Annotated in this window: 15 protein-coding genes and 8 tRNA genes; 2 read left to right on the top strand and 21 right to left on the bottom strand. The window is 41.2% G+C overall.

Annotation, left to right across the window (positions count from 1 at the left end; translation table 11 throughout):
• Positions 1–508 precede the first annotated feature (508 nt).
• The 4 genes from rpmH to HT691_RS08370 form a co-directional block, all read right to left on the bottom strand.
• The gene (rpmH, locus tag HT691_RS08385; RefSeq protein ID WP_000831907.1) at positions 509–643 is read right to left on the bottom strand and encodes a 50S ribosomal protein L34; all 135 of its coding nucleotides are present in this window, start codon (positions 641–643) and stop codon (positions 509–511) included.
• A 144-nt stretch (positions 644–787) separates the two neighbouring features.
• A complete protein-coding gene (locus HT691_RS08380) occupies positions 788–2,002 on the bottom strand; it encodes a pyridoxal phosphate-dependent aminotransferase (RefSeq protein WP_023934190.1) in 1,215 nt (404 codons plus the stop codon).
• Between the two features lie 143 nt (positions 2,003–2,145).
• Complete coding sequence (locus HT691_RS08375; RefSeq protein WP_001203814.1) at positions 2,146–2,703, bottom strand: hypothetical protein; 558 nt, start codon at positions 2,701–2,703, stop codon at positions 2,146–2,148.
• Positions 2,704–2,723: 20 nt separating this feature from the next.
• Entirely contained in the window at positions 2,724–3,023 is a 300-nt protein-coding gene (locus HT691_RS08370) for a hypothetical protein (protein WP_000797852.1), read from the bottom strand.
• A gap of 171 nt (positions 3,024–3,194) precedes the next feature.
• On the opposite strand from HT691_RS08370, the gene HT691_RS08365 reads away from it, so the two are divergent.
• Complete coding sequence (locus HT691_RS08365) at positions 3,195–3,647, top strand: universal stress protein (protein WP_000194272.1); 453 nt, start codon at positions 3,195–3,197, stop codon at positions 3,645–3,647.
• Between the two features lie 191 nt (positions 3,648–3,838).
• Here HT691_RS08365 and HT691_RS08360 read toward each other — a convergent pair whose 3' ends face one another.
• Positions 3,839–5,230, bottom strand: a complete 1,392-nt coding sequence (locus tag HT691_RS08360; RefSeq protein WP_138707868.1) for a Cof-type HAD-IIB family hydrolase — start codon at positions 5,228–5,230, stop codon at positions 3,839–3,841.
• A 65-nt stretch (positions 5,231–5,295) separates the two neighbouring features.
• Between HT691_RS08360 and HT691_RS08355 the strand changes: the two genes are divergently transcribed.
• Positions 5,296–6,258 (top strand): asparaginase, encoded by a 963-nt coding sequence (locus HT691_RS08355; protein ID WP_023934180.1) that lies wholly within the window; start codon positions 5,296–5,298, stop codon positions 6,256–6,258.
• A gap of 39 nt (positions 6,259–6,297) precedes the next feature.
• Here HT691_RS08355 and HT691_RS11535 read toward each other — a convergent pair whose 3' ends face one another.
• From HT691_RS11535 to HT691_RS08280, 16 genes are all read right to left on the bottom strand, one after another.
• Positions 6,298–6,432, bottom strand: a complete 135-nt coding sequence (locus tag HT691_RS11535; RefSeq protein ID WP_023934178.1) for a hypothetical protein — start codon at positions 6,430–6,432, stop codon at positions 6,298–6,300.
• A gap of 130 nt (positions 6,433–6,562) precedes the next feature.
• On the bottom strand, positions 6,563–7,573 hold the full coding sequence (ccpA, locus tag HT691_RS08350; protein WP_000990604.1) for a catabolite control protein A: 1,011 nt from the start codon (positions 7,571–7,573) through the stop codon (positions 6,563–6,565).
• A gap of 317 nt (positions 7,574–7,890) precedes the next feature.
• Entirely contained in the window at positions 7,891–8,490 is a 600-nt protein-coding gene (locus HT691_RS08345) for a response regulator transcription factor (RefSeq protein ID WP_023934176.1), read from the bottom strand.
• Between the two features lies 1 nt (position 8,491).
• Positions 8,492–9,589, bottom strand: a complete 1,098-nt coding sequence (locus HT691_RS08340; RefSeq protein ID WP_023934174.1) for a sensor histidine kinase — start codon at positions 9,587–9,589, stop codon at positions 8,492–8,494.
• Positions 9,589–10,326, bottom strand: a complete 738-nt coding sequence (locus HT691_RS08335; protein ID WP_031243889.1) for an ABC transporter permease — start codon at positions 10,324–10,326, stop codon at positions 9,589–9,591. The genes HT691_RS08340 and HT691_RS08335 overlap by 1 nt, the downstream gene beginning before the upstream one ends.
• Position 10,327: 1 nt before the next feature.
• Positions 10,328–11,212: an ABC transporter ATP-binding protein gene (locus HT691_RS08330; protein WP_023934170.1), complete on the bottom strand. Its 885-nt coding sequence runs from the start codon at positions 11,210–11,212 to the stop codon at positions 10,328–10,330.
• A complete protein-coding gene (locus HT691_RS08325; RefSeq protein WP_023934168.1) occupies positions 11,199–11,399 on the bottom strand; it encodes a hypothetical protein in 201 nt (66 codons plus the stop codon). Before HT691_RS08325 ends, HT691_RS08330 begins: the two co-directional genes overlap by 14 nt.
• Positions 11,389–11,595, bottom strand: coding sequence for a hypothetical protein (locus tag HT691_RS08320; protein WP_023934166.1), 207 nt, complete (start codon positions 11,593–11,595; stop codon positions 11,389–11,391). Before HT691_RS08320 ends, HT691_RS08325 begins: the two co-directional genes overlap by 11 nt.
• A gap of 489 nt (positions 11,596–12,084) precedes the next feature.
• Positions 12,085–12,158, bottom strand: a tRNA-Pro gene (locus tag HT691_RS08315).
• Positions 12,159–12,173: 15 nt separating this feature from the next.
• Positions 12,174–12,247, bottom strand: a tRNA-Arg gene (locus HT691_RS08310).
• Between the two features lie 11 nt (positions 12,248–12,258).
• Positions 12,259–12,344, bottom strand: a tRNA-Leu gene (locus HT691_RS08305).
• A gap of 7 nt (positions 12,345–12,351) precedes the next feature.
• A tRNA-Gly gene (locus HT691_RS08300) sits at positions 12,352–12,423 on the bottom strand.
• A 22-nt stretch (positions 12,424–12,445) separates the two neighbouring features.
• Positions 12,446–12,518, bottom strand: a tRNA-Thr gene (locus HT691_RS08295).
• 18 nt (positions 12,519–12,536) lie between these two features.
• A tRNA-Leu gene (locus HT691_RS08290) sits at positions 12,537–12,618 on the bottom strand.
• Between the two features lie 5 nt (positions 12,619–12,623).
• Positions 12,624–12,696 (bottom strand) — tRNA-Lys (locus HT691_RS08285).
• A 24-nt stretch (positions 12,697–12,720) separates the two neighbouring features.
• A tRNA-Asp gene (locus HT691_RS08280) sits at positions 12,721–12,793 on the bottom strand.
• Positions 12,794–12,814: the final 21 nt, after the last annotated feature.

Raw genomic sequence — 12,814 nt, 5'->3', positions numbered from 1 at the left:
CAAAGATGGGATTATACCACTTTGATAAAATTAGTCAACACTTATCCTGACACTTTTATCATTTTTTTCATCGCTGAATCTCACTGAATCTCACTGAATCTCACTGAAAGTTCTATAAGGAAGTTAGCCATCCATCCCTCCTAAAAATGAGATGGTTCAACTATAGTGAAATGAAATAAGAACAGGACAAATCGGTCAGGACAGTCAAATCGATTTCTAACAATGTTTTAGAAGTAGAGGTGTCCTATTCTCGTTTCAATCTACTATAGCTTATGACGAGCCCTTCCTTTACCAGACAGATCTATAGCGAAAGGAAATAAAAACGCAACAGATTGATTAGGAAATGCAAAGCAATTTCTAAAACTGTTTTAGCAGTCGCTATCTACTTTCCTAGCTTCAAGCTACTCTATCTTTGACACCGGGTTCATCTACTCTTGCCCCTATTTTTAAGCACAATAAAAGCCAGTAGACTCGAGTTCCTACTGACTTTCCTTCTCCGTGGTTTGGACTAGGCAGCCAAAACGTTGCGTCCTTTACGACGACGAGCTGCCAATACGCGACGACCATTTTTAGTTGACATACGGTTACGAAATCCGTGTTTGCGCGCACGACGAAGTTTACTTGGTTGATAAGTACGTTTCACGATGAATACCTCCTCATAGATTTTGTATTCGTTTAGCCGGCTATAAAGTGATCAGTTACTAAACATACTTTACCATTCTATCTGATTCTGTCACTTTTGTCAATAGCTCTAGGCAAATGTTTCCAGCTTTTTCTCATGTAAGCCCTATCTGCGATACTGTTTTAAGAAACGAGTCATCTTTTCTTGGATTTGGGCTAGTTCCTCGACACGAGGAAGGTAAACGATACGGAAGTGGTCTGGTTCCTGCCAGTTAAAACCGCGACCATGAACCAAGAGCACCTTTTCCTGCTTCAAGAAATCAAGGACAAACTGCTCATCATCATCGATACGGTACATATTGCGGTCAATTTTAGGGAAGATATAGAGTCCAGCCTTGGGTTTAACAGCAGACAAACCTGGAATCTCTTGAATGGCATTATAAATGAAGTTTCTTTGCTCGTAAATCCGTCCACCAGGAAGGAGCAATTCATCCACTGACTGGTGCCCACCTAGTGATGTTTGTACGACTTGCTGGGCCAAAACGTTAGAGCAAAGACGCATATTGGACAGCATATTGAGCCCTTCGATATAGCCTTTAACATGAGTCTTAGGTCCAGACAAGACCATCCAACCCACACGGAAACCAGCAATACGATGAGATTTTGACAAACCATTCATGCTGACACAGAAGAGATCCGGTGCCAAGCTGGCCACAGGCGTATGCACATGCCCATCCATGACCATGCGATCATAGATCTCATCCGCAAAGATGATCAAGTCGTTTTGACGGGCAATCTCAATAATCTCCAGCAAGAGTTCCTTCGGATAAAGGGCTCCAGTTGGGTTGTTTGGATTGATAAGGACGATTGCCTTGGTATTGGAAGTGATTTTTGACTTGATATCCGCAATATCAGGGTACCATTCTGCAGCTTCATCACAGATATAGTGAACGGCATTTCCCCCAGCTAGGCTGACAGCCGCTGTCCAGAGAGGATAGTCTGGCATAGGCACCAAGACCTCATCTCCATTGTCCAAAAGCCCCTGCATGGACATGACGATCAGCTCACTGACACCATTTCCAAGGTAAATATCATCCATAGCCACATTGGGGAATTTCTTCAGTTGGCAGTACTGCATGATGGCCTTACGGGCTGAGAAAATCCCTTTGGAATCAGAATAGCCTTCACTATCACGCGCATTCATAATCAAGTCATGGATGACCTCGTCTGGCGCTGTAAAGCCAAATTCTGCTGGATTTCCTGTGTTCAGACGCAAAATCTTTTCTCCATTTGCTCGCATCCGCATGGCTTCTTCCAAAACCGGACCACGGATATCATAAGCAACATGCTCTAACTTACTAGACTTGTTATATTCTTTCATCTTGTTTCCTCCATTCATCAGACTAGTAACATTATACCACTAGAAAAAGAATGCGACAAGTTTGCTGGAAGCTGTTACTAGATTTATATAGAAGAAAATCCTCGCTAAAAGCGAGGAAATAGAGGAGAGTTTAAAGAGAATAACTATCCACCATAATTTCTCATAGTAGAAAATAAGGTATAGGCTGCAGATGCATATAATCTCCCATCTGGAGATAATACGTCACTATCAAGAATAGCTTTTAACTGTTTGATAAATCGTTTATCACAATCAATATTCCAATATCCATTATCTCTATAACAAATATCGTGATCTTTACATGCCCAGTCTAAAATATCAATTGCATTCCCATTTCTATCATCCATTGTATGACCTGGACCACACCAATTACCATAAGTAGGAATCAAACCTCTTCTTATTCTTTTTATTACTTTATTATGAGATAGCTTCTGATTTTTATAACTTATAGCGAGTTCATTCACCATTTCTGCAAGAGTTATTGTTTCTTTATTTTCATTCTGTTCTTCCATAATATCCGTCCGAATAAAAGGAATATTCGATTCATCTAATTCAGTGTATTTTTTCAAAATAGTAATTGATTGATCTATATTATTGGAATTTTCCTGAGCTACAACAGGAATAACCATTCCAAAAGTAAACAATACAAACATCATTGTAATTATATATTTAGAACATCTCATATCAACACCTCAACTAATTTCTACATACCAAAAGATAAACCTAGAAAAAGCAAGCCTAAAAAGGAGTCATAGAGAAGATTGAACATGAGGAAAAGCCCCCATATCATCAAGTAATCCCAGCGACCACTTCTTTTAGCGACTAGGAATAATACCAAATGGTAGAGTAAATGAAAGACTAAAAAGCCAACAAAACCTGGATAAAGAAGCGGAATCAACCTATCTAATTGCCAGATCATGATCACTTCTACCAAGACCGAAGCTAAGATGATTCCATAATAAAGGAAATTTATTTTTTTTGATTCTTGAAAAGAGTTTTTCATAACCACTCCTCTCCAATCTATTCTATCTTTACTCTCACTCTTTTTTATATATTTTAACATATATACATACATATGTCAAGCGCTAACATTTTTTGAAAAATACTTTTTTTGCTTTACTTCTATAGTGAAAAGGTTTACAATTGTAGTAAGAAAATTTCAGGAGGTTTCATTATGACACAACGTTACCAAAATATCATGGTCGCAATCGATGGTTCTAAGGAAGCAGACTTGGCTTTTGTCAAGGGAGTTCATTCTGCTCTACGAAACGACGCTAAACTCACCATCGCCCATGTCATTGACACACGCGCTCTCCAAAGCGTATCCACCTTTGATGCTGAAGTTTACGAACAACTCCAAGTCGACGCTGAAAGTCTGATGAAAGAGTACGAAAAACGTGCTAAAGATGCTGGTGTGGCCGATGTTCATATCGTCATTGAAATGGGAAATCCAAAGACCCTACTGGCACGTACTATTCCCGATGCTGAGGAAGTGGACCTCATCCTCCTTGGCGCAACCGGTCTCAACGCCTTTGAACGCCTCTTGGTCGGCTCTTCATCTGAATACATCCTCCGCCATGCTAAGGTCGATTTGCTGGTTGTGAGAGAACAAGAAAAAACCTTATAATTACAAAGAAAAGGAGCTCAGCGCTCCTTTTTGTTTACTATTTATACTCTTCGAAAATCTCTTCAAACCACGTCAGCTTCCATCTGCAACCTCAAAAACATGTTTTGAGCTGACTTCGTCAGTCTTATCTACAGCCTCAAAGCAGTGCTTTGAGCAACCTGCGGCTAGCTTCCTAGTTTGCTCTTTGATTTTCATTGAGTATTATTTCTCTCTTTATGACGCTCATAAGCCTTGAGCTGGCGCTGCAGTTCCTTTTTAATAGCAGGTTCTGGAGCATATTTTTCTTCCCAATTATCTGGTTTTAAGATTTTGTGGGTCACTGGATCAAAATGAGCCTTGCCATCTGGAAAAATTTTCCCCATATTAGCCTGATGGACAATGTCAAAAATACGTTCTGGGTCCACCCCCATCAAGACAAAACTACCGTAGGTAAAGTAAAGCGTGTCAATCAAGGCATCCACTTGCCCTATCAAATCTTGCTGGGCAGGTGTCTTCTTGGCTACTTTACCTGCTGCCTTATCAAGAGCTTGATGAAGTTTCGATAGAGCTTGACCAAAGTCCTCTTCAGAAGGGCTGGCAGCTCGAACAAACTCCACCAATTCTTCTATTTTAAAGCCAGCCCTATGGGTTGCACCTTCTAAATCCCAAGCTCGAGGTTCTTCTTGAGTCCGTTCATCCATCATATGGTGGAAGGTCTTGACCTTATTGAAATGATAGTCACGGCTGACAAAGACTTTTTCTGAAGCCAAAACACCAAAATGTTCCAAGGCCTTGTGGATTCCGTCTTGTTGATTGCTGGTGGTAATGTGCTTGGCAACTTCCTTGACACTGCTACTACCATTTCCCATAGCGACCGACATCCCAACACCTGCCAGCATTTCAAGATCGTTATCTGAGTCACCAAAGGCCATGACTTGGTTGAGGTCAAAGCCATATTCTTTCCCGACTAGTCGAATGCCTTCCAATTTAGAGTTTCCTTGATTGATGACATCCGCAGCAAAAGGATTGCTACGTGTCAATTTCAAGTCTTCAAAATCAGCTGCCGCCTTCTCAGATTCTTCTGGCGTCATCAGCATCAAAACTTGGTAGATAGGCTGATTCATCAGATGAAGCAGGTCTTCTTCCTTTTGGGGAACAACCTTGCTGACCATACGATTAAAGGAATGACTCACCGTCCGGGTTAAAACAGAGGGAACGAAGCGACTGATTCGTTGGGAAAAAGAACCCAGACCAAAGGACATGATTTTAGAACCCAGCATGGCATCCTTGGTCCCTAGGGCAATCTCCTTCCCCTCTTTTTTAGCATAGCTAATTAGATGGCGCAAGTGCAACTTGGAAATAGGGCTCGTGAACAAGACTCTGTCTTTAGTAAAGATGTACTGGCCATTATAGGTTACCGCAAAATCCAGGTCCAAATCGTCCATCAATTCCTTAACAAAAAAAGGTCCTCGCCCTGTCGCTACACCGACAAGCACCCCTTGTTCTTTAACAATCTTAATCGCGTCCCTAGTGGATTTCAAAACACTCTTGCGATTGTTGACCAAGGTTCCATCGATATCAAAAAAAACAGCTTTGACTTCCATCCTATCCCAATCTCCCCTTTTGTGATACAATGATTATACCACATTTCAGAAAGAGTAAGTAAATCATGCCTAAGAAAATCCTTGTTTTACATACGGGTGGGACTATTTCCATGCAGGCCGATGCTTTTGGCGCTGTTGTGACGAGTTCAGATAATCCTATGAATCATGTGTCCAACCCACTTGAAGGAATCCAAGTTCATGCCTTGGACTTTTTTAATCTGCCAAGCCCCCATATCAAACCCAAACATATGCTGGCTCTCTACCAAAAAATCAAAGAGGAAGCAGATAATTACGATGGGGTGGTAATCACACACGGAACCGATACTTTAGAGGAAACAGCCTATTTCCTTGATACCATGGAAATTCCCCACATGCCCATCGTTCTAACAGGAGCCATGCGCAGCTCCAATGAACTCGGTAGTGATGGTGTTTATAACTATCTGAGTGCTTTACGGGTAGCTAGCGATGACAAGGCTGCTGACAAAGGAGTTTTGGTCGTTATGAACGATGAAATCCACGCTGCCAAGTATGTCACCAAAACACATACGACCAACGTCAGCACCTTCCAGACCCCAACACATGGCCCCCTCGGTCTCATCATGAAACAGGAAATCCTCTACTTTAAAACAGCTGAACCTCGTGTTCGCTTTGATCTTGATCACATACAAGGCTTGGTGCCTATCATCTCGGCTTATGCTGGTATGACAGATGAGCTGATTGATATGCTGGATTTGGAACAATTGGACGGTTTGATTATCCAAGCCTTCGGAGCTGGTAATATTCCCAAAGAAACGGCTCAAAAATTAGAAAACCTTCTGCAAAAAGGAATCCCAGTCGCTCTGGTATCACGATGCTTTAACGGTATAGCAGAACCTGTTTATGCCTACCAGGGTGGGGGCGTGCAATTACAAAAATCTGGTGTCTTCTTTATTAAAGAACTCAACGCCCAAAAAGCCCGCTTGAAACTCCTTATTGCCCTCAATGCCGGACTAACAGGGCAAGATTTGAAAGACTATATGGAAGGCTAAGACTCTTGAAAAATCTCTTCAAACCACGTCAGCTTCCATCTACAAGCTCAAAGCAAGGACTTGAGCTGACTTCGTCAGTTCTATCCACAAGCTCAAAACAGGGACTTGAGCTGACTTCATCAGTTTCATCCACAAGCTCAAAGCAGGGACTTGAGCTGACTTCATCAGTTTCATCTACAAGCTCAAAGCAGTGTGTTGCGCAGCCTTTAACCAGCCGCCTAGTCCGCTCTATGGTATTCATTAAGTCAACATCTCTTGTTTAAGAGCACAAAATCAGGAAATCTTCTCGATTCCCTGATTTTTTCTATTTACGTTTTCGTGTTGAACGACGTTCTGTTAATCCATGAGATAATAGAACTTCACGTTCTTCCAACACTTCCTTGTGCATAATCTTAGTCAACATACGCATACTAATGGCACCAAGGTCATAAAGAGGTTGGGCAATAGTTGTCAAGTTTGGACGGGTAAAGCGAGAGACTTGCGAATCATCACTGGCAATGATCTCAAATTCTTCTGGTACTGACACACCTTTATCAGCCAAACCGTTCAAGACACCTGCCGCCAACTCATCACCTGTTACAATTGCTGCAGTTGCATTTGATGAAATCAAGCGCTCTGCCAAGGCATAGCCATCTTCATAAGTGTATTTAGATTCAAATACCAAGCCTTCGCTATAAGGAATATCTGCTTTTTTCAAAGCTTCCTTGTAACCAACCAAACGAACCTTACCATTGATGTCATCCACTAGTGGACCACTGACAAAAGCAATGCGCTCATTTTCTTTAGCGAGGTAGGTCACTGCATCAATCGTAGCTTGTTTGTAGTCAATATTGACACTTGGAAGCTGATGCTCTACATCCACAGTTCCTGCGAGAACAATCGGAGTACGTGAACGCGAAAATTCTGAGCGAATTTTATCTGTCAAGTGATAACCCATAAAGATAATGCCATCTACCTGCTTTGAAAAGAGGGTATTGACAACAGAAACTTCTTTCTCGTTATCTTCATCGCTATTAGCTAGGACAATATTGTACTTGTACATTTCTGCAATATCATCAATCCCCTTAGCCAAACTCGAAAAATAACCATTGGTAATATTTGGAATCACGACACCAACAGTGGTTGTCTTTTTACTTGCAAGACCACGCGCAACTGCATTTGGACGATAATCCAAACGATCAATTACCTCTAACACTTTTTTACGGGTATTCTCTTTTACATTTTTATTGCCATTAACCACACGGCTGACCGTCGCCATGGAAACACCTGCTTCACGAGCGACATCATAAATGGTTACTGTATCATCTGCATTCATTCCTTTTCCTGTCCTTTCTATCCCACACATTCTTTTACAAGTAGAGGCACCGATTAAAGCTCTATATCTACTTACAAAAGTGAAGATGTGAAAATTTCGTTTTCATATTTTTACTTATTCCATTCTATCACTAATTGTAAACACTTTCAAGTGTTTTTTGAGGATTGATTGAAAAAATTTCATAGAAAGCCTAGGTTTAGCTCCTTGCTACCACCTTAGAGCCACAAAAAGGAGGAAACTAAGCCCCCTCAAGTTACAAATTGTTTGATTGAATAATTTTAATTTTAACACATAATGGTTTTCGCGTTATGATAGTATCACAACCAACCAGATTCTTTCGCGATATTAGCTGCCTCTGTTCGATTACCTGCATCTAGTTTCGAAAGAATATTAGTGACATAGTTTCGGACTGTTCCGTTGGATAGATAAAGTTTGTCTGCAATTTCTTGGTTAGAGAAACCCTGAGCAATTCCCTTTAAGACTGCGATTTCTTGTTCTGTTAATGGATTGGGATGCGTCATCACCACTTCCATCAATTCAGGCGAATACTCCTTGCGTCCTTCGAGGACGGTGTGCAAGGTTTGCATGAGGTCTGCAATGCTTCGTTCCTTTAATACATAAGCATCCACTCCAGCCTTGACCGCACGTTCAAAATACCCAGCACGCTTGAAGGTCGTCACCACAACCACCTTTGTTTCTAGCTTTTCTGATCGTATCCACTCCAAAACCTCGAGACCTGTCTTAACAGGCATTTCTACGTCAAGGATGGCGATATCTACAGACTCCTTTTCTAATAGTTGAATTGCTTCCTGCCCATTCTTGGCTTGGAGGACAGACTCTACATCTGCTTGAAAGGCAAGCAACTGGCACATGGCATCTCGCAACATACTTTGATCTTCTGCAACAAGTAGTTTCATCTTAGTTTCTCTCCTTATAAGCTAGTCGAACCTGCAATTCCGTTGGATGTTTCTGACTGATTACACTTACTTCTCCTGAAAATGGGAAAACACGATCTCGGACTGTATGGAGCTCATCCCCGCTTATAGAAGCAAAGCCACAGCCATCATCTCTCACTGTTAGAATGAGTTCTTTCTCTGTCCGTTCTAATTTTAAGTAAGCTTTAGACGCTTGGGCATGTTTGATGATATTGGTCACTAATTCAAGCAAAATCATGGAAGCCGTTGACTCCAATTCCTGAGTTAAGCTAGCTGTATCTAGTTGATTAGCTATTTCCACCTCAATTCCAGCAATTTCTAACATCTTTTTCACAGTCTCTAGTTCGGATGTCAAAGTTCTAGACTTAAGATTTTCCACAATGGTTCGCACTTCACGCATTGATTCTTTGCTAATTTGCTGTATTTCTCTTAATTCCTTTTCCACCTGTGGATAAGCCTGTATTTGAAATAACTGCAAGGCTAGATCAGTTTTAACACTAATCATAGCAAAGGTATGCCCCAGACTATCATGCAAATCTTGACCGATACGACTGCGTTCATTTTCAGCAAGCAATAGATTTATCTGGGCATTTTGCTTAGCCTGAGCTTCTTTCAAATCCTCCACAATACGAATCCGAACCAAGCCAAAAGTCATTAAATCGATAAAAGTGATAATTCCAAGCAGATAGACTAGAAACTCAACTTCAACTTCCTGAAAAATCAAAAGTTGCCCCACAACAAGGAATTGAGCAAGGAGAAAAGTCCGGACATGTAAAGAATTAAAACTACGTACGCCGAAATGATAAATTAAGAGATTGGCAAGGAAAAAGAAGAACCAGATATAATTTACACCAACAAAGGCAGTATTCCCAGCTACATAGGCTAGCATAATCACCCAACAGAGCCAGGATAAACGCTGACTCTTGGTGGTTAAAACACCTAAGTAAGCCAAGACAAACAGAATGTCAATCAACAAATGCCAGCTAGGAAGCTCCCCAGTCACTACAGGAACGATGGGAAAAACCATAAAAATCAAACTGGTCCAATACATATAGTCTATGCTTTTCAGTCTTTCAAGCATTAAGCATTCTCCTTATGACCTTGAAGGTAAATGGTCAAACCAAACAAAACTGCTGAAAAAACAAGTAGATAAACTGTGGCTGATAAATTGATGCCACCCTCGTTTAAGAAGGTCTTGAGCAACTCCATCAACTGATAAGTTGGTAGGCACTTCCCGATTGCTTGCATCCAGTCTGGAAATAAAGAGATGGGCATCCATAGTCCGCCTAAAACAGCCAAGCCTAGATAGAGAAGATTGCCCACGACTGACATCAGCTGACTAGACGGTAAGAGAGTCAGGATCAAGCCAAGCGCTACAAAGGCAATACTTCCTACTATCAGCAAGAACGCAGCCCCAATCCAGCTTCCTAGAGGCATATCCACACCTCTGACCAAGTGCCCAACTGAGAAAACCACCAAGATTGAGATCAAATAATCAACCAGCATACTTGTTATCTTTGATAGATAATATTCTACCATATTTACAGGGGTATGGCGCAATGTTTTCTGCCAGTTGTTGATTTTATCGGTATGTAAAACAGCTGGGAATGAAAACATAGCTGTCGACATCATGGAAAAAGCCGTCATGGAGATGAGGTAGTCGCGCATAAAATTAGCCGGTCCACCTGGTGTTTCTTGGTACATGCCTGAAAAGAATAAATAGAAGGCTGTCGGCATACCTACTGATAATAAATAATAGACTAATTGTCGTTTGGTCAATAGAAATTCTATCTTGTTTAGTGCGATCCATCGTTTCATCTTAGTCATCTCCCTTTTGTGTTTCTTCAAAGATTGTATCCAACAAGCTACGATTATTGACTTCAATTTCTTGAATCCTACATCCTGCTTGCACTAACAGTTGCCAAAAAGCATCCGCTTCACATGTAACTACTTGCAAAGCATCTTGTTTTTGTGACCAGTTTTCAACCAAGTTAGACTGCTCAATGACTTCCTTGTATGCTAGAGGAAGGATAAAGTGCTTTTCAATCTCCTCACTGCGCATGGCTAGAGGTGTTGTATCGCGAATCAACTCTCCCTTATTCAAGACCAAGATTCGATCCGCTGTATGCTCTACCTCTTCGATATAATGGGACGAATAGAGGATGGTTACTCCCTGAGCTTTTAACTCCTGAACAATTTCCCAAAAGCGTTGACGAGTTGAAGTATCCATGGCAGCAGTTGGTTCATCTAAAAAGACAAGCTTTGGTCGTCCAATCAAGGTCAAAACAAAAGAGAAGAGACGCTTTTGCCCGCCTGACAATTTTTCTGCGAATTGCTCTTTCTGTTGCTGGTCAAACTGCAATAGTTGATCGATTTCCTGATTACTCAAGTGATTTGGATAAATTTTTTGAAAGAAAGCAATCAACTCTTTTACCTTTAGTTTCTGAACGATTACATTCTCTTGAGGGAGATAGGATCTAGTGTAGTCTAACTTAGAGCTCGTCACTGGCAAGCCTTGGATGGATACTTGACCGCTTGTGACCAGTTTATCTCCAAGCAAACAGTCCAAGAGTGTGGTCTTCCCAGCACCATTGGGGCCAATCAAGGCGACGCATTCGCCTTCTGTCACCTCAAAGGAAATATCCTTCAAAATAGCCTTGCCCTTGATATTTTTATGTAATCCTTGAACCTTAATCATGTTCATGATATTCTCCTTTCAGCAACTCCTTTCCCATCGGAAAGGCTATAAAAATCATAAATCCTAATCCCCATGCACCACGGATGAATTGGTGAAGGAAGGCTTGATTAAACCAATCAGTAAACATTTCTACCAACCATACCAAGAGTGACAGGCCGATAAAAAGATAGAGAAACGCTTTTTCATTTTTCAAACTCCTTTTTCACATCTGAGACTAATTTCAAACCTTCTCGGATAAGCCAAGACAAGATCCCAAAGCCTGTAAATAACTCCCAAGGAAAATGATAAAATCCTTCATCGAATCCTGAAAACATGAAATAAGTCATGAGTCCTACTGCTACTAAACTCATTGCGACAATCATTTTATTTTTCATCTCTTCTTCCTCCATTTCATACTTCAATTATAGACTTTTGAAGTTTGCGGAGCTAGATGCTTCTGTCACTAGGAAATATGACAAATGTCATAAAAATTCTGTTCAAAACAAGCAAGATACACTATACAATAAAACACAAGTAGAAAAATCTAAGGCAGCTTCCTCAAACGAGATATCAAACACCATTCACACTATAATGTAAACTAATACTTATTTAAAATCAAAAAGAATAGAAATTTTTATCAGACAAACACATATATTATACGTTGAACAAAACCCTTCTATTGCTTTCTTAAAAATTTATAGGAGTTATAAAATCTGTTAAATTTCAATGTGTATACCTAAACTACGGTATTTATTGAAAAGACTGGAGACAAAAAGTATACGCTGCCAAAATGAATTACTGAAAATCAAAAAAGAGAGAACGAAACTGATTCTCTCTTGATTTATTTACTATCTAGTTTAAAAAAGAAAAAAGATACACTCACGTATCCCTGTAACGAATCGGGAAGACAGGATTCGAACCTGCGACACCTTGGTCCCAAACCAAGTACTCTACCAAGCTGAGCTACTTCCCGAGTTAAATAGAAAAATGCACCCTAGAGGAGTCGAACCTCTAACCGCCTGATTCGTAGTCAGGTACTCTATCCAGTTGAGCTAAGGGTGCTCATTAGTTTATGCCGAAGACCGGAATCGAACCGGTACGATCGTTACCAATCGCAGGATTTTAAGTCCTGTGCGTCTGCCAGTTCCGCCACCCCGGCCTCTCTAAGCGAACGACGGGATTCGAACCCGCGACCCCCACCTTGGCAAGGTGGTGTTCTACCACTGAACTACGTTCGCACTATTTTCTTCTATCTAAAAATGCCGGCTACATGACTTGAACACGCGACCCTCTGATTACAAATCAGATGCTCTACCAACTGAGCTAAGCCGGCTCATTTATTATATCTCAATGCGGGTTAAGGGACTTGAACCCCCACGCCGTTAAGCGCCAGATCCTAAATCTGGTGCGTCTGCCAATTCCGCCAAACCCGCATATATGACCCGTACTGGGCTCGAACCAGTGACCCATTGATTAAAAGTCAATTGCTCTACCAACTGAGCTAACGAGTCTAAAATAACTTGCGTTACCTTAAACGGTCCCGACGGGAATCGAACCCGCGATCTTCGCCGTGACAGGGCGACGTGATAACCGCTACACTACGGGACCTTTGGGAGTTAACGGGATCGA

This window comes from Streptococcus sp. 477, from assembly GCF_013277295.1.
In the GTDB taxonomy this organism is placed as follows: domain Bacteria; phylum Bacillota; class Bacilli; order Lactobacillales; family Streptococcaceae; genus Streptococcus; species Streptococcus pseudopneumoniae.
The sequence above is the reverse complement of the archived record's forward strand: the minus strand, read 5'-3'. Positions and strand labels throughout refer to the sequence as shown.